At 67.2% G+C, this 20,878-nt stretch carries 24 protein-coding genes; 16 read left to right on the top strand and 8 right to left on the bottom strand.

Annotated features, from left to right (window positions below; all coding sequences use genetic code 11):
• The first annotated feature begins 41 nt into the window (after positions 1-41).
• The 4 genes from GO592_RS26625 to GO592_RS26610 all read left to right on the top strand — a co-directional run bounded on the left by GO592_RS26625 (position 42) and on the right by GO592_RS26610 (position 3,926).
• Positions 42-1,262 carry an acyl-CoA dehydrogenase family protein gene (locus GO592_RS26625; RefSeq protein ID WP_007300858.1) on the top strand — a complete coding sequence of 407 codons (1,221 nt, stop codon included), beginning with the start codon at positions 42-44 and terminating at the stop codon, positions 1,260-1,262.
• A complete protein-coding gene (locus GO592_RS26620) occupies positions 1,259-2,059 on the top strand; it encodes an SDR family oxidoreductase (RefSeq protein WP_005569818.1) in 801 nt (266 codons plus the stop codon). Before GO592_RS26625 ends, GO592_RS26620 begins: the two co-directional genes overlap by 4 nt.
• A 90-nt stretch (positions 2,060-2,149) precedes the next feature.
• The gene (locus GO592_RS26615; RefSeq protein WP_005569817.1) at positions 2,150-2,764 is read left to right on the top strand and encodes a TetR/AcrR family transcriptional regulator; all 615 of its coding nucleotides are present in this window, start codon (positions 2,150-2,152) and stop codon (positions 2,762-2,764) included.
• A gap of 13 nt (positions 2,765-2,777) precedes the next feature.
• Positions 2,778-3,926 (top strand): acetyl-CoA C-acetyltransferase, encoded by a 1,149-nt coding sequence (locus tag GO592_RS26610; protein WP_007300859.1) that lies wholly within the window; start codon positions 2,778-2,780, stop codon positions 3,924-3,926.
• A gap of 39 nt (positions 3,927-3,965) precedes the next feature.
• Here the strand turns inward: GO592_RS26610 and GO592_RS26605 are convergent, their stop codons facing one another.
• Positions 3,966-5,228 (bottom strand): ATP-binding protein, encoded by a 1,263-nt coding sequence (locus tag GO592_RS26605; protein ID WP_007300860.1) that lies wholly within the window; start codon positions 5,226-5,228, stop codon positions 3,966-3,968.
• Between the two features lie 141 nt (positions 5,229-5,369).
• Between GO592_RS26605 and GO592_RS26600 the strand changes: the two genes are divergently transcribed.
• The 11 genes from GO592_RS26600 (at position 5,370) to GO592_RS26555 (ending at position 14,155) form a co-directional block, all read left to right on the top strand.
• On the top strand, positions 5,370-5,699 hold the full coding sequence (locus GO592_RS26600) for a hydrogenase maturation nickel metallochaperone HypA/HybF (RefSeq protein ID WP_007300861.1): 330 nt from the start codon (positions 5,370-5,372) through the stop codon (positions 5,697-5,699).
• Positions 5,700-5,705: 6 nt separating this feature from the next.
• Positions 5,706-6,485 (top strand): hydrogenase nickel incorporation protein HypB, encoded by a 780-nt coding sequence (hypB, locus tag GO592_RS26595; RefSeq protein ID WP_007300862.1) that lies wholly within the window; start codon positions 5,706-5,708, stop codon positions 6,483-6,485.
• Between the two features lie 160 nt (positions 6,486-6,645).
• The gene (locus tag GO592_RS26590; protein WP_005244678.1) at positions 6,646-7,701 is read left to right on the top strand and encodes a hydrogenase expression protein HypE; all 1,056 of its coding nucleotides are present in this window, start codon (positions 6,646-6,648) and stop codon (positions 7,699-7,701) included.
• Positions 7,702-7,758: 57 nt separating this feature from the next.
• The gene (locus GO592_RS26585; protein WP_007300863.1) at positions 7,759-9,552 is read left to right on the top strand and encodes a nickel-dependent hydrogenase large subunit; all 1,794 of its coding nucleotides are present in this window, start codon (positions 7,759-7,761) and stop codon (positions 9,550-9,552) included.
• A gap of 10 nt (positions 9,553-9,562) precedes the next feature.
• Positions 9,563-10,519, top strand: coding sequence for a NifU family protein (locus GO592_RS26580; protein WP_050998709.1), 957 nt, complete (start codon positions 9,563-9,565; stop codon positions 10,517-10,519).
• Complete coding sequence (locus tag GO592_RS26575) at positions 10,519-11,163, top strand: DUF5947 family protein (RefSeq protein ID WP_007300865.1); 645 nt, start codon at positions 10,519-10,521, stop codon at positions 11,161-11,163. Before GO592_RS26580 ends, GO592_RS26575 begins: the two co-directional genes overlap by 1 nt.
• Entirely contained in the window at positions 11,160-11,807 is a 648-nt protein-coding gene (locus GO592_RS26570; RefSeq protein WP_007300866.1) for a DUF6084 family protein, read from the top strand. Before GO592_RS26575 ends, GO592_RS26570 begins: the two co-directional genes overlap by 4 nt.
• Positions 11,804-13,261, top strand: coding sequence for a hypothetical protein (locus tag GO592_RS26565; RefSeq protein ID WP_007300867.1), 1,458 nt, complete (start codon positions 11,804-11,806; stop codon positions 13,259-13,261). The genes GO592_RS26570 and GO592_RS26565 overlap by 4 nt, the downstream gene beginning before the upstream one ends.
• Positions 13,258-13,377 carry a DUF6893 family small protein gene (locus tag GO592_RS46600; RefSeq protein WP_016884051.1) on the top strand — a complete coding sequence of 40 codons (120 nt, stop codon included), beginning with the start codon at positions 13,258-13,260 and terminating at the stop codon, positions 13,375-13,377. The genes GO592_RS26565 and GO592_RS46600 overlap by 4 nt, the downstream gene beginning before the upstream one ends.
• 7 nt (positions 13,378-13,384) lie before the next feature.
• Positions 13,385-13,897: a hydrogenase maturation protease gene (locus GO592_RS26560; RefSeq protein ID WP_007300868.1), complete on the top strand. Its 513-nt coding sequence runs from the start codon at positions 13,385-13,387 to the stop codon at positions 13,895-13,897.
• A gap of 3 nt (positions 13,898-13,900) precedes the next feature.
• Positions 13,901-14,155 carry a HypC/HybG/HupF family hydrogenase formation chaperone gene (locus GO592_RS26555; RefSeq protein ID WP_007300869.1) on the top strand — a complete coding sequence of 85 codons (255 nt, stop codon included), beginning with the start codon at positions 13,901-13,903 and terminating at the stop codon, positions 14,153-14,155.
• Positions 14,156-14,164: 9 nt separating this feature from the next.
• Here the strand turns inward: GO592_RS26555 and GO592_RS26550 are convergent, their stop codons facing one another.
• Both GO592_RS26550 and GO592_RS26545 read right to left on the bottom strand, forming a co-directional pair.
• On the bottom strand, positions 14,165-14,956 hold the full coding sequence (locus GO592_RS26550) for a hypothetical protein (protein ID WP_007300870.1): 792 nt from the start codon (positions 14,954-14,956) through the stop codon (positions 14,165-14,167).
• Between the two features lie 132 nt (positions 14,957-15,088).
• Complete coding sequence (locus GO592_RS26545; protein WP_039952888.1) at positions 15,089-16,066, bottom strand: NAD-dependent epimerase/dehydratase family protein; 978 nt, start codon at positions 16,064-16,066, stop codon at positions 15,089-15,091.
• A 35-nt stretch (positions 16,067-16,101) separates the two neighbouring features.
• On the opposite strand from GO592_RS26545, the gene GO592_RS26540 reads away from it, so the two are divergent.
• A complete protein-coding gene (locus tag GO592_RS26540; RefSeq protein WP_005244660.1) occupies positions 16,102-16,749 on the top strand; it encodes a ScbR family autoregulator-binding transcription factor in 648 nt (215 codons plus the stop codon).
• Here the strand turns inward: GO592_RS26540 and GO592_RS26535 are convergent.
• The 5 genes from GO592_RS26535 to hypD all read right to left on the bottom strand — a co-directional run bounded on the left by GO592_RS26535 (position 16,746) and on the right by hypD (position 20,871).
• The gene (locus tag GO592_RS26535; RefSeq protein WP_082325049.1) at positions 16,746-17,693 is read right to left on the bottom strand and encodes a ScbA/BarX family gamma-butyrolactone biosynthesis protein; all 948 of its coding nucleotides are present in this window, start codon (positions 17,691-17,693) and stop codon (positions 16,746-16,748) included. The two genes, GO592_RS26540 and GO592_RS26535, sit on opposite strands and share 4 nt — an antisense overlap.
• A 97-nt stretch (positions 17,694-17,790) precedes the next feature.
• Positions 17,791-18,363, bottom strand: a complete 573-nt coding sequence (locus tag GO592_RS26530; protein ID WP_007300873.1) for a hemerythrin domain-containing protein — start codon at positions 18,361-18,363, stop codon at positions 17,791-17,793.
• A 27-nt stretch (positions 18,364-18,390) separates the two neighbouring features.
• Positions 18,391-18,891, bottom strand: a complete 501-nt coding sequence (locus GO592_RS26525) for a hypothetical protein (RefSeq protein WP_007300874.1) — start codon at positions 18,889-18,891, stop codon at positions 18,391-18,393.
• Positions 18,892-18,927: 36 nt separating this feature from the next.
• A complete protein-coding gene (locus GO592_RS26520; protein ID WP_039952890.1) occupies positions 18,928-19,719 on the bottom strand; it encodes a DUF6390 family protein in 792 nt (263 codons plus the stop codon).
• A gap of 24 nt (positions 19,720-19,743) precedes the next feature.
• A complete protein-coding gene (gene hypD / locus GO592_RS26515) occupies positions 19,744-20,871 on the bottom strand; it encodes a hydrogenase formation protein HypD (RefSeq protein ID WP_007300876.1) in 1,128 nt (375 codons plus the stop codon).
• Positions 20,872-20,878: the final 7 nt, after the last annotated feature.

Below are 20,878 nucleotides of genomic sequence, written 5' to 3'. Positions count from 1 at the left end.
CCTACCTACCTAGCAAGTGCTTGGTAGGTTATCTTACAGACGTGGACCAGAGCGAGAGCCCGGACGGGCTGATCACCGACGACGACTTTGCGCAGACCGTCAGGACGTGGCTGAACGACAACCTCACCGGCGACTTCGCCCGGCTGAAAGGCAAAGGCGGCCCCGGCAGCGAGCACGAGTTCTTCGAGGAACGGCTCGCCTGGGACCGTCATCTCGCCGCAGCGGGATGGACCTGCCTCGGCTGGCCGACAGAGCACGGCGGGCGCGGAGCCACGCTGGCACAACAGGTGGTGTTCCATCAGGAGTATGCGAAGTCGGGGGCGCCGGCGCGAGTCAGCCATGTCGGCGAGGAACTGCTCGGGCCGACGCTCATCGCCTTCGGCACCGAGGAGCAGAAGCACCGCTTCCTTCCCGGGATCAACACCGTGACCGAACTGTGGGCGCAGGGCTACTCCGAGCCGGGCGCCGGTTCCGACCTCGCGAACGTATCCACCACCGCCCGCCTCGACGGTGACAAGTGGGTGATCAACGGGCAGAAGGTGTGGACGTCCCTCGCGCACGTCGCCCAGTGGGCGTTCGTCCTCTGCCGTACCGAACCGGGATCCAAGCGGCACCAGGGCCTGAGCTTCCTGCTCGTCCCGCTCGACCAGCCCGGCGTCACGGTCCGGCCCATCCAGCAGTTGACCGGCACGTCCGAGTTCAATGAGGTGTTCTTCGACGACGCCGTCACCGACGCGGATCTGGTGGTCGGGGAACCGGGCGACGGCTGGCGGGTCGCGATGGGTCTGCTCACCTTCGAGCGCGGCGTGTCCACGCTCGGCCAGCAGATCGGTTTCGCCCGCGAACTGCAGGGCGTCGTCGACCTCGCGAAAGCCAACGGTGCGGCGACCGACCCCAACATCCGCGAGAAGATCGCCCGCGCGTGGGTCGGGCTGCGGGTGATGCGGGCACACGCCCTGCGCACCCTGGAGGCGGTCGACGCCGGGACGTCCGGCGCGGAGGCGTCCGTCGCGAAGCTGCTCTGGGCCAACTGGCACCGCGACCTCGGACAGCTGGCCATGGAAGTGCAGGGCGCGGCGTCGCTGCTCGCCCCGGCTGATCCGGCGTCCGACGTCACGGACCCCGAACACCTGGAACTGGGCGATTGGCAGCGACTGTTCCTGTTCACCCGCGCCGACACCATCTACGGCGGATCCAACGAGATCCAGCGCAACATCATCTCCGAGCGCGTGCTCGGACTTCCCCGAGAGGCCCGTTCATGACTACTACTCCGCTCGCCACCGCGCCCGTCGAGACTCCGGGTCACGACCTGTTGAAAGGCAAGAAGGTCGTCGTCACCGCCGCGGCGGGCACCGGCATCGGATTCGCGTCCGCGCGACGCGCCCTGCTCGAGGGCGCCGACGTGCTGGTGTCCGACTGGCACGAGCGTCGACTCCTCGAGACCAAGGAGAAACTGGCCGCCGAGTTCCCCGGTCAGGCGGTCGAAGCGCTGACGTGTGACGTGTCCAGCACGGAGCAGGTGGACGCTCTGATCTCCGGCGCCGCCGACGCGCTGGGCAGGATCGACGTGCTCGTCAACAACGCCGGACTCGGCGGCGAGACCCCGCTCGTCGACATGACGGACGAGGAGTGGGACCGCGTCCTCGACATCACCCTGAACGGAACGTTCCGGGCCACCCGCGCCGCACTGCGCTACTTCAAGGAGGCCCCGCACAACGGCGTACTGGTCAACAACGCGTCCGTCCTCGGGTGGCGGGCGCAGCACTCGCAGGCGCACTACGCGGCCGCGAAGGCCGGCGTCATGGCGCTGACCCGGTGCAGCGCGATCGAGGCCGCCGAGTACGGCGTCCGGATCAACGCCGTCGCGCCGTCCATCGCGAGGCACGCCTTCCTCGCGAAGGTGACCAGCGAGGAACTCCTCGACAAGCTGGCGTCCGACGAGGCGTTCGGCCGCGCCGCCGAGGTGTGGGAAATCGCCGCCACCATCGCCATGCTCGCCAGCGACTACACCACCTACCTCACCGGTGAGGTCGTGTCGGTCTCGTCGCAGAGGGCGTAGCCGCCCGTGCGCCTTTTCGGTAGCTCGAGCAACCAGAAAGGCGCACGGGGCCGAAGGCCCTAACAAGCGCTTGGTTGATAGGATGTGACGATGACGCCACCCCCCGCCGACGACACGTCCGGCAAGTCCGGACGCCGGACCGAACTCCTCGACATCGCGGCCACCCTGTTCGCCGAACGCGGCCTGCGGGCCACCACCGTGCGCGACATCGCCGACGCCGCGGGCATCCTGTCGGGCAGCCTGTACCACCACTTCGACTCGAAGGAGTCGATGGTCGACGAGATCCTACGGGGCTTCCTCGACGACCTGTTCGGCAAGTACCGCGAGATCGTCGCGTCCGGACTCGACAGTCGCGCCACCCTCGAAGCGCTGGTCACCACGTCCTACGAGGCGATCGACGCGTCGCATTCCGCGGTCGCGATCTACCAGGACGAGGTGAAGCACCTCGTCGCCAACGAGCGCTTCGCGTACCTGTCCGAACTGAACACCGAATTCCGCGAGCTGTGGATGGGTGTGCTCGAGGCGGGTGTGAAGGACGGCAGCTTCCGGTCCGACATCGACGTCGAGCTCGCCTTCCGATTCCTCCGCGACACCGCCTGGGTCGCCGTCCGCTGGTACCGGCCCGGCGGCTCGGTCACGGTCGACACCGTCGCCAAGCAATATCTCTCGATCGTCCTCGACGGACTTGCGAGTCCCCGTAACTGACTAGGAGTTTCACATGACCGAGGCCTACATCGTCGACGCCGTTCGCACACCGATCGGCAAGAAGAACGGTGGCCTGTCCGGCGTGCACCCCGCCGACCTGGGTGCGCACGTCATCAAGGCCCTCGTCGAGCGCACGGGCATCGACCCGGCCGGTGTCGACGACGTCGTCTTCGGTTGCGTCGACGCGATCGGCGGGCAGGCGGGCAACATCGCCCGCACCGCGTGGCTGGCCGCCGGCTACCCGGAAGAAGTCCCGGGGGTCACCGTCGACCGGCAGTGCGGGTCCAGTCAGCAGGCCGTGCACTTCGGTGCGCAGGCGATCCTGAGCGGCACCGCCGACCTGATCGTCGCCGGCGGGGTGCAGAACATGAGCCAGATCCCGATCGCCTCGGCGATGGTGGTCGGTCAGCAGTACGGATTCGACACCCCCTTCGGCGGATCGACGGGCTGGACGGAACGCTACGGCGACCAGGAAGTGTCGCAGTTCAACGGCGCCGAACTGATCGCGGACAAGTGGGACATCAGCCGCGAGGAACTCGAGCGCTGGGCGCTGCAGAGCCACCAGCGGGCGCGGACGGCCATCGCCGAGGGTCGCTTCGACCGCGAGATCGTCCCGTTCGGTGACGTGACGACGGACGAGGGTCCCCGCGAGACCAGCCTCGAGAAGATGGCCGCCTTGAAGACCCTCACCGACGGGGGACGCCTCACGGCCGCGGTCGCGAGCCAGATCTCCGACGGCGCGAGCGCGGTGCTGCTGGCCTCACCGGAAGCGGTCGAGAGGTACGGCCTGACTCCCCGTGCCCGCATCCACCACCTCAGCGCCCGGGGCGCCGACCCGATCTTCATGCTCAGCGCCCCGATCCCGGCCACGCGTTACGCGCTGGAGAAGACGGGTCTGAGCATCGACGATATCGACCTGGTCGAGATCAACGAGGCCTTCGCGCCGGTCGTCCTCGCGTGGATCAAGGAGATCGGCGCCGACCCGGCGAAGGTCAACGTCAACGGCGGCGCGATCGCCCTCGGCCACCCCCTCGGCGCGACCGGCACGAAGCTGATGGCCACCCTCCTCAACGAACTCGAGCGCACCGGCGGCCGCTACGGTCTGCAGACCATCTGCGAGGGCGGCGGCACAGCCAACGCCACCCTCATCGAACGCCTGTGAGTACTTGTTAACCGCGGGCGGTTAACAAGTACTCACAGGTCAGGTGCGGGCATGACCGGCGATGTCCTCCGTGAAGGCCCGCATCATCTCGGCGGTGAGGGTGGGACGCACCGTGCCGATCACGTCCAGATAGTCCTGGGTGCCGGCATGGCAGCGTCCACCCGAGTCGACGCTGCACTCGAAGGTCGCCTGCGCCACGGTCCGTGCCGCGTGCGCGACATCGGCGGGCGTGTAGCCCTCGGTCGCGGCGACGAGGGCGGACACGTCGACCTGCTCGTTGCCGAGATAGCGCTCCCACAGGGCGTGTCTGGCCTCCGCGTCGGGTGCGCCGATCGGCAGCACGTAGTCGAAACGTCCGTGTCGAAGGAACGCATCATCCAGTGCTCGAACGGAATTGGTGGCGCACACCAGTAACCGTCCGCTGCGTTCACGGAAGTTGACGATCGACTTCAGCAGTTCGTTCACAACCCCGACGGACTGCGCCCCGGGCCGGCGCCGCACCGCCACCTCCTCCACCTCGTCGATGAAGACGACGACGTGCTCGAGTTCGCCCATCGACGCGAACGCCTCCCCGAGGCCGGCGGCGAGACCGCTCTCGGCGGCCGCGAGCCGCGACGGGAACAGTTCGACGAACGGCCAGCCGAGCCGGCTGGCGATGGCACGCGCGAACGTCGTCTTCCCGGTTCCCGGAGGCCCGAACAGCACCACCGCGCGGGGTGCTGCCACCCCGTGGTCGGCGGCCAGCGCCGGCCGTGACAGTGGGAGCACGATCTTGCGTTCGATGAGCGATTTCTCCCGGGTCATGCCGGCGACCTGTTTCCACAGTCCGGCGGGCGGTACCGCACCGCCGAGCGTCGCCAGAAGCCCGGCCGTGCGGGGTGACACCGTTCCGAGCTTCTCGTAGTACGTGACTCCGGTGCGGGCCGTGAATCCGGAATTGGTCAGCGCCGTCGCACCGGTCTCCCCTTCGGGGAGGAGGGCGGTCACCCGTCGCACTCCTCTGGCGAGGAGCCGGTGCTCGAGCTGCGACAACAGGGCGCTGCCGAGCCCCTGCCCACGCCATTCGGGATCGAGGGAGATCCGCATGACCCAGGCGCGGTCCTCGTCGACGCGAGCGACCGCCGTCCCGATGATGTGCCCGTCCCTCGTCGCGACGACCGCGGGGTGACGATTCAGCAGACTCCCGACCACGTCCGAGAGCGCGAACAGGGGCAGTTGGTCCGTGGTGGTGGAACTGCTGTCCATGCGCACGACAGCCTCGAGATCCTCCGGTTCGAAGTCTCGGATGGTCCAGGCGTCCATGCGCCCTCCCTGAAGTGGATGGCGGATTCCTCAGACTACGTCTGCCGTGAGTACTTATTAACCGCCCGCGGTTAATAAGTACTCACGGGCGGGAAGCGCTACGCTCGAATCCACAGGTGACGAGTCCTGAACGGGGCCGTGATGCACGAGTTGGCAATCACCCAGAGCGTCGTCGACGCCGTCTGCGAGACCGCCGCGGGACGGACGGTCCACAGTGTGCGCGTGCAGGTGGGGGCGTTGACGGCTGTGGTCGCCGATTCGATGCAGTTCTGTTTCGAACTGGTCACCGAAGGGACCGTCGCGCACGGTGCCCGTCTCGACATCGACCACACCCCGGGCGGTGCGCACTGCCGTGAGTGCGGCGCGGACTTCGCGCTCACGGACCTGGTGTTGCTGTGCCCGTGCGGAAGTGCGGACGTGGAGGTCACGTCGGGTCGGGAACTACGAATCCTCTCGATGGAAGTGAGCTGACGCAAAATGTGTGCCACCTGTGGATGCGGAGACGAGACCGGAACCAGGATCACGGTGCCCCACGAGCACCCGCACGACCACGATCATTCGCACGACCACGACCACGACCACCCCCACACTCACGAACACCCCCACGAGCACGCGACCGAGACGGTGACCCTCGAGCAGAAGGTGCTGGCGAAGAACGACCTCACGGCGGAGCGCAACCGGGGTTGGCTGGCCGGACGTGGGGTGCTCGCGCTGAACGTGATGAGTTCGCCGGGGTCGGGGAAGACGACGCTGCTCGAACGCACCATCGCCGACATCGGTGGGCAGCGGCGCGTCTCGGTGGTGGAGGGTGATCAGGAGACGATGCTCGATGCCAACCGAATCAAGGCGACGGGATGTTCTGTGGTGCAGGTGAACACGGGCGCCGGGTGTCATCTCGACGCCGAGATGATGCGGGACGCGCTGACCGCTCTCGACCCCGAACCGAACTCGCTGCTGTTCATCGAGAACGTGGGGAACCTCGTCTGTCCGGCACTGTTCGATCTCGGTGAGAAGAGCAGGGTGGTGGTGATCTCGGTGACCGAGGGGACGGACAAGCCGCTCAAGTATCCGCACATGTTCGCGGCGGCGAACCTGGTGATCGTGAACAAGGCGGACCTGTTGCCGTACGTGGACTTCGACGTCGATCTCTGCACGAAATACGCCCGGTCCGTGAACCCCGACCTGCAGATGATCACGTTGTCGGCGACGACGGGCCAGGGCATTGCGCAGTGGTACGACTGGATTGCGAAGCAATGACGCCCCTACACGACCGGGCGGAGCCGCGCGGTGCGACGCGCCGAGGACCGTTGACATCCGCTCGGCGGCGGAGCTAAATAAATATCAGCGCCACACAGGTGGGCCGACGGTCGACTCCGGTGGCGACAGGAGTTGTGTTCACTCCGGAAAGCGACCTGATATGCCGACACAGGAAGCAATCAACGCCGAGGACACCCTGATTCACGTGCTGTGGATCAATGCGGGACTCAGTTGCGACGGCGATTCGGTGGCCTTGACGGCTGCGACGCAGCCCAGTGTCGAGGAGATTGCTCTGGGAGCCCTGCCGGGCCTGCCCAAAGTGGCCGTTCACTGGCCGCTGATCGACTTCGAGAACGGCCCCGAGGGCGGCGCCGACGACTTCCTGGAGTGGTTCTGGAAGGCGGATCGCGGCGAGCTCGAACCGTTCGTCCTGGTGGTGGAGGGTTCCATCCCGAACGAGCAACTTCACGACGAGGGGTACTGGTGCGGTTTCGGCAACAATCCCGAGACCGGTCAGCCGGTGACGACGAGTGAATGGCTCGATCGTCTCGCTCCGAAGGCGACGGCGATCGTCGCGGCCGGGACGTGCGCCACGTACGGCGGTATCCACGCGATGGCGGGTAATCCGACCGGTGCGATGGGCGTTCCCGACTATCTCGGCTGGGATTGGAAGTCGAAGGCGGGCATCCCCATCGTCTGCGTTCCCGGCTGCCCGATCCAACCGGACAATCTGTCGGAGACGCTGACGTATCTCCTCTACATGGCCACCGAGCAGGCGCCCATGATCCCGCTCGACGACGCCTTGCGCCCGCAATGGCTGTTCGGTGCCACGGTGCACGAGGGCTGCGACCGCGCCGGCTACTACGAGCAGGGTGATTTCGCCACCGAGTACGGCTCACCCAAGTGCATCGTGAAGCTGGGGTGCTGGGGTCCCGTCGTCAAGTGCAACGTCCCGAAGCGGGGCTGGATCAACGGTGTCGGTGGGTGCCCGAACGTGGGCGGTATCTGCATCGGGTGCACGATGCCGGGCTTCCCGGACAAGTTCATGCCGTTCATGGATGAACCCCCGGGCGGCAAGATCTCCACCGCGGCGTCCGGACTGTACGGATCCGCCATTCGGAGTCTCCGCAAGATCACCAAGACCACCTTGGACAAAGAGCCGCACTGGCGCAGTCGCGGTACGAAACTGACCACGGGCGCCACACGCACCTGGTAGTCCCGCTCGGGGTCTCGGGCGGTAGTCCGCCGGCCTCGAACACTGAGAGGTACGTCGATGACAACGATCATTCCGGAACCTTCGCACAAGTCGGAATCCGACGGCCTGGTCGAGATGGCGTGGGATCCGATCACGCGCATCGTGGGCAGCCTGGGTATCTACACGAAGATCGACTTCAAGCAGAAGGAAGTGGTGGAGTGCCACAGCACCTCGTCGATCTTCCGAGGCTATTCGATCTTCATGAAGGGTAAGGACCCGCGCGATGCCCACTTCATCACGAGCCGCATCTGCGGTATCTGTGGTGACAACCATGCGACGTGTTCGTGTTACACCCAGAACATGGCTTACGGCGTGCAGCCGCCGCACATCGGCGAGTGGATCGTCAACCTCGGCGAGGCCGCAGAATACATGTTCGACCACAACATCTTTCAGGAGAACCTCGTCGGTGTGGACTTCTGCGAGAAGATGGTCTCCGAGACCAATCCGGGAGTGCTCGCGCAGGCCGAGAAGACCGAGGCGCCGCACGCCGGCGAGCACGGCTACAAGACCATCGCCGACATCATGCGTTCGCTCAACCCGTTCACCGGTGAGTTCTATCGGGAGGCGTTGCAGGTCAGCCGATGGACGCGAGAGATGTTCTGCCTCATGGAAGGTCGGCACGTCCATCCGTCCACCCTGTATCCGGGTGGCGTGGGTACGGTCGCGACGATCCAGTTGATGACCGACTACACGACGCGTCTGATGCGCTACGTGGAGTTCATGAAGAAGGTCGTCCCCATGCACGACGACCTGTTCGACTTCTTCTACGAGGCGATGCCCGGCTACGAGAAGGTCGGCCTGCGCCGGACTCTCCTCGGCTGCTGGGGGTCCTTCCAGGATCCCGCGGTGTGCAACTTCTCCTACAAGGACATGGAGAAGTGGGGACGGGCAATGTTCGTGACCCCCGGCATCGTGGTGGACGGAAAACTGGTCACGACGTCCCTCGTCGACATCAATCTGGGTATCCGAATCCTGCTGGGCAGTTCGTATTACGACGACTGGACCGATCAGGAGATGTTCGTGAAGAACGATCCGCTCGGGAACCCGGTCGACCGCAGGCACCCGTGGAACCAGCACACCAACCCGCACCCGCAGAAACGTGACATGGAGGACAAGTACAGCTGGGTGATGTCGCCGCGGTGGTTCGACGGCACCGATCACCTCGCGCTGGACACCGGCGGCGGGCCGCTGGCCCGGCTCTGGAGTACCGCCCTCGCCGGCCTCGTCGACATCGGGTACGTGCAGTCGACCGGTCACAGCGTGAAGATCAACCTGCCGAAGACCGCGCTGAAGGGCCCGGTCGAGTTCGAGTGGAAGATCCCGCAGTACGGCAGCAACACGATCGAGCGTGACCGGGCGCGGACCTACTTCCAGGCGTACGCGGCGGCGTGTGCGCTGCACTTCGCGGAGAAGGCGCTCGCCGAGATCCGGGCCGGGCACACGAAGACGTGGGAGAAGTTCGAGGTCCCCGACGAGGGAATCGGCTGCGGCTTCACGGAGGCGGTGCGCGGAGTCCTGTCGCACCACATGGTGATTCGCGACGGCAAGATCGCGAACTACCACCCGTATCCGCCGACGCCGTGGAACGCCAACCCCCGCGACAGCTTCGGTACGCCGGGGCCGTACGAGGACGCGGTGCAGGGTCAGCCGATCTTCGAGGAGAACGACCGGGAGCATTTCAAGGGCATCGACATCATGCGGACCGTCCGCAGTTTCGATCCCTGCCTGCCCTGCGGTGTGCACATGTATCTCGGTGAGGGAAAGACGCTGGAGAAGCTGCATTCTCCCACCCAGTCCGTGACCGGTGAGTGACGGGGTACGCATGGAGAGTGGCGGATCGGAGACGTGGGGGAGTGACGAAGTAGGAGACGACCCCGATCGGTGGCGGACAGCCGGCGAGAGGATCGACAGCCTGTTGGACGCGAGTTCGACAGGTGGCTCGGTGGCACGTGATCGCGCCGAGCAACTGGTCCGCGAGGTGGTCGAACTCTACGGCGCCGGGTTGCAGCGCGTCCTCCAGATCATCGGTGACCGCGACGACGACCTCGTCGAACGACTGGCCGCCGACGAACTCGTCGCGAGCCTTCTGCTGGTGAACGGGCTCCATCCGCACGACGTCGAGACGAGGGTCGCCACCGCACTCGACAGTGTGCGCCCCTATCTGGGGTCCCACGGCGGTGACGTCGAACTGCTCGGTGTGGTGAACGGTGTGGTGCGGCTTCGGCTGACCGGCAGTTGTCAAAGCTGCCCGTCCTCGGCGGTGACGTTGGAACTCGCCGTCAAGGACGCCGTGCTGGCGGCGGCACCGGAGACCGTGGACATCGAGGTGGTGGGTGCCACCCCCGCGGCCGGCTCCGGGCTGATTGCCGCGGAATCGTTGTTCTCCCATGTTCATCCGAACGGAACGGACGGGTCGAGTGGCACGGGGACGTGGATCTCGGTGCCCGAACTCGAGGACCTCGCGCCCGGGGAGGTGGCCGGGTTCGCCGTCGCCGGGCTCCCGATTCTGGTGTGCCGGATCGGGGAGCAGTTGTTCGCCTACCGCGACCGCTGCGCCGCCTGCACTAACTCGCTGGCCGGGGCCACGCTGCAACGAAAGGCGGGCGGGCAGGTGGGGGACGCGGTGCTGCGCTGTCCGTCGTGCCGGGCGCACTTCGACCCGCGCCGGGCAGGACTCCGTCTGGACGGTGACGCGGACGCCGAGACGCTGTCGCCGCTTCCGGTCCTCGTGCGTGACGGCGTCGTCTCCGTCGCGGTGCCCGCCGCGGAGGTGGCGTGATGAGCCCGTCGGGGAACGGACTGCGCATCCTGCAGCGCATCGCGTCCGAGCGACCCAAACCGGTGGTCGGCGAACGGTGCGACATGTGCGCCGTGCCGATCGCCGACGCCCATCAGCACGTCGTGAACGTCCAGGACCGGCAACTGATGTGCGTGTGCCGCGGGTGCTACCTGTTGTTCACCGACGAGAGCGCTGAACTGCGTTTCCGGGCCGTCCCGGAACGCTACCTGTCGTTTCCCGACTTCGAACTCGCACCGGGTCGCTGGGACGAACTGGAGATCCCCGTCGGGCTCGCCTTCGTGTTCCGGAACTCGCTGCTGGCCAAGACCGTCGCGTTCTATCCCGGTCCGGCAGGTGCCACCGAATCGGAGCTGCCACTCGACGCCTGGGACGGCGTTCTCGCGGCAAACCCGGCGCTCGGCCGGCTGTCCGCCGACACGGAAGCGTTGCTGCTGCGGGTCCCCGAGCACGGCGGCGGCGACCCCGAGTGCTACCTCGTCCCCATCGACGCCTGCTATCAGCTGGTGGGCGAGTTGCGGCAGGTGTGGCGGGGGTTCGACGGCGGCCAGGATGCTCGCCGGGTCATCGACACGTTCTTCGAGACGGTGCGTGCGCGCAGTCGCGTCGCGAAGGAGCCGTCGTGACCGAGTTGTCGTTCCACGTGGAGGACGTGTTTCCGGAACCGTTCGCGGTTGCGCCGAATCTCACTGCGCGAGTGGAGGTGACGGAGTCGAGCGGTGCTGCCGTGCACGCGATGGCCGTCCGGTGCCAGGTCCGCATCGACCCGCAACGCCGCCGCTACACGGACGGCGAGGCGGAGGGCCTCCTCGATCTGTTCGGGCCCCGCGAGCGGTGGACGGCCACGCTCAAACCCTTCCAGTGGATGCAGACCAGCACCGTGGCCCAGGGGTTCACCGGGTCGAGTGTGATGGAGTTGCCGCTGCCGTGCACGTACGACTTCGAGGTCACGGCCTCGAAGTACCTGCACGCCCTGGACGAGGCCGGGTCGACGGTGCCGCTGGTGTTCCTGTTCAGCGGAACGGTGTTCACCCGCGGGGTCGCCGGTTTCGGCGTGGAACGGATCCCGTGGGACCGCGAGTCGACCTACGACCTGCCGGTGGCGGTGTGGCGCGAACTGGTTCAGGCGCACTACCCGAACACGGGGTGGGTGCGCCTCGACCACGACACCCTCGCCGCGCTGGCGCGCTACAAGGCGGCGCACGGTCTGATCGGACTGGACGTCGCCATTTCGGACCTGCTGCAGGGAGCCGGGGAGGTGATCGCATGATCTCCCCGGCGTCCCTGCAGCGAGTACGTGCCGTGGCCGACGCGGTCCTGTACGAGGGTTATCTGCTGTATCCGTATCGTGCGAGTTCGTCGAAGAACCAGTCGCGGTGGCAGTTCGGCGTCCTCGGACCGTCGGGTGCGGCGGAGTCGGGGGTCGGCGAGGAACCGCGGATGTCCTGTCAGACCCTGATGCGGGCCGGCACCGGAGCGGGGGTGAACGTCACCCTCCGATTCCTGCAACTCCAGGTGCGCAGCATCGAACGCGCGGTCGCTGACTCGGCGGAATTCGTTCCCGTCGACGAACTGACCGTCGCGGGTTCGAGCTGGCTCAGCTGGGACGAGGCGGTGGAGCGCGAATTCGATCTCGGCGTCCTGCACCCCGCGGAGTGGTCGGGCGAACGGCGCCTCGACGTCCACATCGACGGCGGCACGGAGGTGGAGGAACTGCGGGGCGAGGACGGATCCCTCGCCGGCCGCGTGGTGCGCACCCGGTGGCCCGCGCACGCGGTCGTGACGGTGGGCAGCGACAGCGGCGACGGGTTGAACCGGGTGCGGGTGTCGGTCGAGAACGTGACCACCGCGCAAGACGCCGCCGGCTGGGACACCGAACCGCGGGACGCGGGAGTCTGGGGCAAGGACTCGGCGATCCGGCAGTCGCTGATCGGTGCCCATCTGATCCTGGCAGCCGAGAACACCGAGTTCGTCTCACTCCTCGAACCTCCCGCGGAGGCGGAGCAACTCGCGGGCACGTGCGCGCACGAACGGTGCTACCCGGTGCTGGCCGGGCTGCCGGGGGAGACGGACCTCGTCCTGGTATCGCCGATCATCCTGTACGACCACCCCGAGGTGGCCGAGCAGAGCGACGGGGCACTGTTCGACGCCACCGAGATCGACGAGATCCTCACACTGCGCGTCATGACCCTCACCGAGGACGAGAAGCGGCAGGCCCGCGCCACCGATCCGCTCGCCGCCCAGATCATCGACCGGTGCGACCAGATGTCGCCGGCGACGCTCGCCCAGATGCACGGCATCCTCCGAGATCCGCACCTCCCGGACCCGGATTTCCCGGACCCGCACCTCCCGGATACGGGCCTACCCAACATGGGTCTCGTCCCGGAACTGACCGACGACACGCCGTGGTGGGATCCGGACGCCGACACAGCCGTTCGCCCCGACGTCGACGGCGTGATCGTGAACGGCGTCCGGGTGGCGAAGGGCACTGTCGTGCGGATCCACCCGTCGCGGCGCGCCGACGCCCAGGACCTGTTCTTCGCGGGACAGCTGGCTCGCGTGGTGACCGTGCACGCCGACGTCGACGGTGGCACCCACGTCGGCGTCGTGCTGGAGGACGACCCTGCGTCGGAGTTGCACGAGTGGTACGGACGGTATCTGTACTTCGCCCCGGACGAGGTGGAGCCGGTCTCGGCAGACACCGGAAAGGATGGACAGCCATGAAGATTCTCGGAGAGATGACCACCGCGGCTCTGGCGTTGGTTGCGGTCGCGGGCGTCGCGGTCGCCGTCATCGCGATACCCGACATCAGGCGATATCTGCGTATCCGGAAAATGTGAGACGCACGTGACGGTGGGCAGGCGGGTTCTGGTTGCCGGTGTGGGCAACATCTTCTTCGGCGACGACGGTTTCGGTCCCGAGGTGCTGCGCGCGGTCGCGAGGAGGTCGCTGCCGCCGGGCGTTCGCGCCGTCGATTTCGGCATCCGGGGAACGCATCTGGCCTACGAGTTGCTCGACGGTTGGGGCGCCCTGCTGCTGGTGGACGCGGTGCCCGGCCGTGGTGAGCCAGGCGCGCTGAGGGCGTTCGAGGTGGGCCCCGACTCCGTCCCGGCGGCGCCGCTGGACGCGCACAGCATGGATCCGGGGGCGGTGTTCGGGAGCCTGCGCGCGCTCGGCGGAACCCTGCCGCGGACCGTGGTCCTCGGCTGCCAGGTGGAGAACACCGGCGAGGGAATCGGGCTCTCACCGCGGGTCGAGGCCGCCGTCGGACCGGCCGTCGACATGGTGTTCGAGATCGTGGATCAACTGCTGGAGTCCGACTCCGCGGCAACGCTGCAACCGGACGGGACGGAGGGCTGAATCATGTGTCTCGGTATCCCCGGTCAGGTGGTGCGCATGCTGGAGGGCTACGGCAACCAACTCGCGCTCGTCGACGTCGTCGGCGAACAGCGCAAGGTGAACGTCGGCATGTTGCCCGAGGACGTCAGCCTGGAACCGGGCGACTGGATCGTCATCCACATGGGCTTCGCGATGGAGAAGGTGGACGAGGCCGGCGCCGAGAAGGCGATGGCCGGGTTGGAGATGATGGGGCGGTCGCGGACGGCCGACGACGACTGACGGCGCAGATCACCGCATCCCGGCCTCACGGACGTCCGGTGGTCCGGCGACGAAGTCGCGTGCCCGGTTCCAGCGGGCGTGGTAGCGCTCGCCGAATCGTGACCGGGCGCGGGCCATCCGGCGCGGTTTGTTCGGGTAGCGGCGCATCGCCCACCAGGAGTCGGGTTTGGCGAGGCGGATGGCGCCGATGATCGCCACCGGCTGGAACACGATCCCCACGATCCCGGTGACGAATTTGCCCTTGAGCATGCAGATCACCGAGATGGCGAGGGAGATGGCCAGATAGCCGATCGACGACCACCACTCCGGGGTGCCGATCCGGCCGGTCACGAGTTCGGCGCCGCCGATCATCAGACCGGTGATCATGAGCGCGCAGAAGATCGCGTCCACCGACTTCCGGCCGGACGTGCTCCAATACACGTCGTCGAGGTGCACCCACAGCGCGAACTCGTCGAACGTGAGCGCGAGGCCCACTCCGAAGAGGGCGGCGAACACGTTGAGTGCTGTGCCCTCCGGGGTGGTGGCGATCAGCGCCAGCCCGGCCAGCGTCATGAGCAGGATCCCGAAAACCTGGTGGTGCAGGTGCACGCCGCCGACCGTGATGTCGTTGATCAGACCGCCCCCCGCCTCCGCGCCGTCGTCCGTGGGCGCCGCCCCCGACCGCGACCGGATACGGCGGGTGATGGTCCGCGTGACGACGAACGTGACCAGGACCGCGAAGAACAACCACATCATGGGAAACAGGACCACTACCCGGCTGTCGCCTTCGGTGTCCACGACGATCTCGGCGAGAAGGGCCATCTCGACACTCCGTCAGGTGGGGGAAATCATCCTCTATCCGGGTATACACCCCGCTCGTGGACGGCGGACGAAGACGGGATGTTCCGCTCGACGGAGAGTCCGAGTCCGTGGCCGTCCACTCGTTGACGGACGTCACGCCCGGAAGTGGTCCAGGGGCCCGTGGTCGACGCTCGCATCCGTGGCGGTCCACAGGCGGGTGGGGTCGTACCAGTGGTCGCGGCCGATCAGGTCGAGGTGTCGTTCGGTGAGGCCGTGCCGGGCGCCGGCGGTCAACGCGTCGTCGAAAGTGAGACTCGTGGCCGGCAACCGGAGACGGCCCGCGTTCGCGAGTGCCTCCCCGAGTCCGCGGACGGTCACCGAGTCGGGGTGGCAGGCGTGGAACACGTCGCCGGAGCGTGCGGAAGGCTGCGTTGCGAGGGCGACGAGGAGCCGGGCGAGGTCGTGCACTGCGATGATCGAGATCCGGGATCGTCCCTCGTCGACCCAGGCCTCCAATGCCTCGAGGATCCGGATGAGGCCGGGAACGAACCAGCGGTCGCCGGGGCCGTGGACGAAGCCGGGCCGGACGACGCAACCACCCCGTTCGAGGACGCGGTGTTCGGCGGCCAGCCTGCTCGCGCTCAGCGTCGAGACGGGTGCGGGCGTGGCCTCGAACTCACCGATTCCGCTGTGCGGCCCGGACCCGTACACGCCGATGGTGCTGACGTAGATCACCCGGCCGATGCCGTTCCGGGCCGCGGCGGCAAGCAGATTCTCGGTGCCCGCGACGTTGACGGCGGTGCAGTGCGCCGGGTCGGCGCCGGTGTAGGAGGCGGCATGGATCACGACATCGACGCCGGTGAGTGCCGTTTCGAGGCTCGCCGGGTCGGTCAGGTCCGCTCGGGCGGACACCACGTCCGGAAGGTCCGAGCGTGAAGGTGCGCGTGCGACCGCGGTGCAGGGGATCCCGGCCGACGCCAGTGCCGTCACGGTGGCCGATCCGATGAAGCCCGTGGCTCCCACCACCGCGACACGGACCGGCGTGGAACGTGTTCGACCGCGGTCGGTCGCGGTCGACGCTGGTACCGTCTCTCCGGGCAATGGGCGCATAGTCCGTGCTTTCATCGTCATCGTTCTTCTCTCGTGCGGCAGGGAAAGGTGTGAACGTGGTTCAGCAGGCGCGTGCTGCGGCGACCCGACAGCAGATCGTCCGCGGGGCGGCGGAGATGTTCGAGAAGTCGGGGTTCGAAGGAGCCAGACTCGGCAACATCGTCGAGAATGCCGGAATCACAAAGGGGGCCTTGTACTTCCATTTCCGCTCCAAAGAGGATCTGGCACGATTCATCATCGGCGAGCAACACCGGATCTCCATCGCGTCCGTCGAGGCGATCGGCCGCGAGCAGGTTTCGGCGATCGAGCAGATCGTGATGCTCTGTCATGAGATGGCCCGGCAGATCGTGAACGATCCGATCGTGCGGGCCGGTATCCGGATCACCCTCGAACTCAGTGCCGACGACCAGGGCCCCGCCGACCCCTATCTCGACTGGATCAACAGTTGCGAGATGCTCGCCACGCGGGCCGTCGAGCAGGGAGATCTCCTCCCGGACATCGACCCGCCGAGGTTGGCGCGGTTCGTCATCGGCGCCTTCACCGGCGTCCAGACCGTCTCCCAGGTGCTGACGCAGCGCACGGACCTCGAACAACGTGTCGACGACATGTGGGGGTTCCTGCTCCCCGGGATCATGCCCGCGACCCGGCATCAGGACATCGCCCGAATCCGCCGGGCCCGCTGGACACCCGACGACGCCGACTAGCGCGCGCATGCGCTCACCGCGGTAGGGGCCAGCGCCGCGGTCCCTTGCACGACCGCCACTCCGCCCTGCACCAACGATCCGCGGATCGACAGCGCACCGTCGTCCACCACGTCCAGGCGGATCGTGGCCCGCTCGTCGAGTTCGGCGAAACGGTGGAACGTGGCGCCCAGCGAAACGAGGTGCGCTTCCGGCACGCCGAGCCGGGCGCAGGCGGCCTGCCGCAATGCCTCGAGCAGCAGCATCCCGGGAATGTGATCACACGGATGGTCGAACAGCACGGGGTGCGTGTCGTCGATCCGCAACTCCCACTCGTTCTCGGAACGCCGTGAACCCAGGACCACGTGCGCGTCGTCGACGTGACCGACCAGCCCCGCCGGAACGGGCGCGGGACACCACGACGCCCCGATCGACCGCGGTCCGCGCTCACCCCATCGGGCCCGTGAGTACGCGGCCGGAGGAAACACTGCCGCATGACCCGTTGCAGTGCCGACGTCCTGTCCGCCGAGCCGGAACCGCAGGTCCACGCGGAATGCGGACAGCGCCCCGCCGCGGTGCACGTGCTCGGACACGGTGACCTCGACGATCACTTCGGCGGCCGCCGCGCCCACCTCGAGCGCGCCGGGCACCGCCTGCACCCGGAGGTGCTGCATGACGAACCGGTTCGGCAGCGGAACGGAGAAGCGGGTGTGCCCCAGGTAGATCGCGGTCTGCCGGAGCGTTTCCGCCAGCAGCATCGTGTCGTAGCTCCCGCCCCGGGCGCGGTAGAACCCGTGCAGGCGGGGCCACTGCGCGGCGACCACGAACCGATCCGGCCCGGGCAGCGACACACAGTCGGTGAGGAAGACCTCGGCCACGGATTGGCGATGGACGTACCTGCGCGGCACGCTCCGCTCGAACGACATCGGGGGAAGCGCATCGGGCATCGGACGGGAAACTCGCGCCACAACCCCATCTCCCCACAGAACCGGTCGGCCCGATGCCGCGGACCGCCGAACTATAGAACACAGACCGCGCGGTCTGTGATGTGGGGGGAGTGCGTCGTTACCGGCCCTTCAAGCTTCCGATCCGAAGCGATCCCGCGCTGCTGTCCTCGTCGAGCCCCTCTTCGACCTCCCGGACGTACTCCTGCGGATCCTTGTCCGAGGTGTCCACATCCCGCGTGGAACGGTGAACGAGGAAGTACTCGGCGAAGCGTCGCCCGAGCGATTCGCGAAGTTCTGCCGGGGCGGTCCGGAAATCTGCCAGCCCCTCGCGTTCCTCCTCGGCCATGTGTTCATCGTTGGCCCGGCGCGTTCGGCCGACAGCCGCCCACCACTCCTCGGAGAGGATCGGATACCCCGCCGCCTCACGGACGCCGTCGCGGATGTCGTTGTGGTCCCCGATCGCGTCGAGGGTTTCCTCCTCCGCGGCCTCCTCACCGACGCGGAGAAGGTGGGGATAGAAGATTTCCTCTTCGGCCGCGGCATGCAGATCCAGGCGTTTCGCCAACGGGGTCCACACCGCCTCGACGGCAGTGATGTCCACCCGGCGGCGAGCCTTCAGTTCGTCCAGTGTGGCGAACTGTCGTCGGAACCACTCGTGGTCGTCGAAGATCAACTCGATGATGTCAGGCATGATTCGACCCATCGTCGCAATTCGGACTTACCGCTTGTCCTTCTTCGCTTGCCGTCGTGCGCCTGCGGCGATGGTGGATGCTTCGAACTTCTTGCGCCCGGATGATTTCCGGGTGGCGTCGGCGCGTGCCTTGCCGGACGAGCCGACCTTGCCGTTGCTGTCGCCGAGTTTGCTGAAGGACGGGGAGTCGCTGCGGGCACGGGCGAGGCGTTCGTCTTTCAGTTCGCGGGCGCTCGCGCGGGCCGCCGTCGCCAATTGGCCGCTCACCCTGCTGAGTGCTGCCTCGAAGACTTCCACCTTGTCGGCATTGCGCGTGTTGGCCGCTTTACCGGCTCCGCGCGCGCCCTTGTCCGCGACCTTCGCTGCGCCTTCCTGGCGGTACAGCTTGACGTGCTTGTTGCGGGCACGGCGGATGCGGGTGTGCAATGTGATCAGCTTGTCTTCGTCCAAGTCGGCCATCTGCGCCTTCTTGGTCTCGCGGATCAGCACGAACTCTTCTTCGGACAACGAGTTCAGGATCTTCTTCATGTCGGCTCCGATCCGGCCACAGGCCGTGAGTTGTAGTCATGGTAGCGGGGAAACGTTCGTGTCGGTCCGTTTCCGTGAGGTCGGGGTCGATTGCCGAAGCAGTCGCTGATTGGTCTGTGCAAGTTGCCATTCCGTCTGCCCGCGCAACCGGTCCACCCGCTCCGGGTCGAGACGGTCGCACACGAAATCCCAGTGCACCGCCACCCGGTCACCCACGGTGAGGTCGGCGACGAAAGCACCTTCGGGCACGCGGTAGTCGGCCGGGTCTTCCTGTTCGGGCCCGAGGGACAACCGGGTGCCGTCCCACGACAGGCGACGCGACCGGACGACGGCCCGGTCGTGATCGATGCCGACCACCTCACCCCAGCGGATGCGGCACGAGTCGAGAACCTGCAGCGGCTGCGGCATTCCGGTGTCCAGAAGCCGCGACCACGGATACACGCCGAACACGTGAAAGTTGTGGGTGGGCGCCGCCTCCCCGAGCAGATCCTCGGTGAGGTGTTTCCAGTAGTGGCCGGCCTGCGACGCGAGGCGGGCGAGCAGTGCCGCGCCGAACTCGGCGCGGTCGATGCGGCCCGAGAGTTCGTCCGAGGTCCAGTAGGCTCGAACGACTCTCTCGTCCAAGGGGTCCGGTATTCCGGCGAGCTGGGCGATCACCTTCTGGTACGGCCAGGCGCCGCTGAACTGCTTCGCCAACGCCACCACGTCGGTATCCGGCGCCGCACCGCACGCGACCGCCTGCAGTCGCTCCGAACCGGGAGGGCCGCAGTAGCCCAAGGCATTCGGGGCGTGCGCATACTGCGCGAACACGCGATGCCCGGACGGCATCCTGTGTTCGCGCGGCATCACCGGTCAGCCTCGCTGACCCAGCAATTGCGCCGTCTCGCGGTGGAGCCGACCGAAGTTGTAGTACGCGGCGCACGCGCCCTCGGGGGACACCATGCACGTGCCGATCGGCGTCTCCGGTGTGCAGGCCGTCCCGAAGACCTTGCATTCCCACGGTTTGATGACGCCCTTGAGAACCTCACCGCACTGGCACGCCTTCGGATCCGCCACCCGCACACCCGGCATCGAGAACTTCTCCTCGGCGTCGAACTCCGCGTAGTTCCGGTGGACCTTGAGCGCGCTCTGCGAGATGAACCCGAGCCCGCGCCACTCGAAGTGCGGGCGCAATTCGAACGTTTCGGCCATCAGCTTCAGCGCCTGCACGTTGCCCTCTGCGCGCACCACGCGCTTGTACTGGTTCTCGATCTCGCAGCGGCCCTCCCGGATCTGCTGGAGCAGCATGTGCACCGACGCGAGGATGTCGAGCGGCTCGAAGCCCGCGACCACCATCGGTTTGCCGTACACCTCGGACACGAACCGGTACGGCCGCAGCCCCACCACGGTGGACACGTGGCCCGGACCGAGGAAACCCGACAACCGCAGGTCGGGGGACTCGAGGATCGCCTTGATCGGCGGAACGATGGTGACGTGGTTGCAGAACACACTGAAGTTCTTCACGCCCAGCGCCCGCGCGCGCACCAACGTCACCGCGGTGGACGGTGCCGTCGTCTCGAACCCGACGGCGAAGAACACCACCTGGCGGTCGGAATTGTCGAGTGCCACCTTCAGCGCGTCCAGCGGCGAATACACGAAGCGGACATCCGCGCCACGGGCCTTGGCCTCGATGAGGTTGCCCTTGGATCCGGGCACCCGCATCATGTCGCCGAACGTCGTGAAGATGACGCCGGGCTGTTCGGCCAGCCACATGGCGTCGTCGACGCGGCCCATGGGGATGACGCACACCGGACATCCCGGTCCGTGCACCAGTTCGACCGATTCCGGCAGGAGATGCTCGATGCCGTGCCGGTAGATCGTGTGGGTGTGGCCGCCGCACACCTCCATGAATTTGAACTCGTCGCCACGGGCCAGTTCGGTGATGGATTTGACCAGGGCGCGTGCCGCCGCCGGGTCCCGGAATTCGTCGACGAACTTCATCCCTGTT

Source organism: Rhodococcus sp. 21391 (assembly GCF_016772255.1).
GTDB classification, from domain to species: Bacteria; Actinomycetota; Actinomycetes; order Mycobacteriales; family Mycobacteriaceae; genus Rhodococcus_F; species Rhodococcus_F opacus.
Note: the sequence above shows the minus strand (reverse complement) of the source record. Positions and strands in the feature narration are given on the sequence as shown.

Coding starts and splice junctions, on each gene's coding strand:
- GO592_RS26565 (WP_007300867.1), top strand. CDS start 11,804: ATGATCTCCCCGGCGTCCCTGCAGCGAGTACGTGCCGTGGCCGACGCG.
- hypB (WP_007300862.1), top strand. CDS start 5,706: ATGTGTGCCACCTGTGGATGCGGAGACGAGACCGGAACCAGGATCACG.
- GO592_RS26605 (WP_007300860.1), bottom strand. CDS start 5,228: ATGGACGCCTGGACCATCCGAGACTTCGAACCGGAGGATCTCGAGGCT.
- GO592_RS26530 (WP_007300873.1), bottom strand. CDS start 18,363: ATGCCTGACATCATCGAGTTGATCTTCGACGACCACGAGTGGTTCCGA.
- GO592_RS46600 (WP_016884051.1), top strand. CDS start 13,258: ATGAAGATTCTCGGAGAGATGACCACCGCGGCTCTGGCGTTGGTTGCG.
- GO592_RS26550 (WP_007300870.1), bottom strand. CDS start 14,956: ATGGCCCTTCTCGCCGAGATCGTCGTGGACACCGAAGGCGACAGCCGG.
- GO592_RS26585 (WP_007300863.1), top strand. CDS start 7,759: ATGACAACGATCATTCCGGAACCTTCGCACAAGTCGGAATCCGACGGC.
- GO592_RS26575 (WP_007300865.1), top strand. CDS start 10,519: ATGAGCCCGTCGGGGAACGGACTGCGCATCCTGCAGCGCATCGCGTCC.
- GO592_RS26580 (WP_050998709.1), top strand. CDS start 9,563: ATGGAGAGTGGCGGATCGGAGACGTGGGGGAGTGACGAAGTAGGAGAC.
- GO592_RS26545 (WP_039952888.1), bottom strand. CDS start 16,066: ATGACGATGAAAGCACGGACTATGCGCCCATTGCCCGGAGAGACGGTA.
- GO592_RS26610 (WP_007300859.1), top strand. CDS start 2,778: ATGACCGAGGCCTACATCGTCGACGCCGTTCGCACACCGATCGGCAAG.
- GO592_RS26590 (WP_005244678.1), top strand. CDS start 6,646: ATGCCGACACAGGAAGCAATCAACGCCGAGGACACCCTGATTCACGTG.
- GO592_RS26620 (WP_005569818.1), top strand. CDS start 1,259: ATGACTACTACTCCGCTCGCCACCGCGCCCGTCGAGACTCCGGGTCAC.
- GO592_RS26520 (WP_039952890.1), bottom strand. CDS start 19,719: ATGCCGTCCGGGCATCGCGTGTTCGCGCAGTATGCGCACGCCCCGAAT.
- GO592_RS26615 (WP_005569817.1), top strand. CDS start 2,150: ATGACGCCACCCCCCGCCGACGACACGTCCGGCAAGTCCGGACGCCGG.
- GO592_RS26555 (WP_007300869.1), top strand. CDS start 13,901: ATGTGTCTCGGTATCCCCGGTCAGGTGGTGCGCATGCTGGAGGGCTAC.
- GO592_RS26525 (WP_007300874.1), bottom strand. CDS start 18,891: ATGAAGAAGATCCTGAACTCGTTGTCCGAAGAAGAGTTCGTGCTGATC.
- hypD (WP_007300876.1), bottom strand. CDS start 20,871: ATGAAGTTCGTCGACGAATTCCGGGACCCGGCGGCGGCACGCGCCCTG.
- GO592_RS26600 (WP_007300861.1), top strand. CDS start 5,370: ATGCACGAGTTGGCAATCACCCAGAGCGTCGTCGACGCCGTCTGCGAG.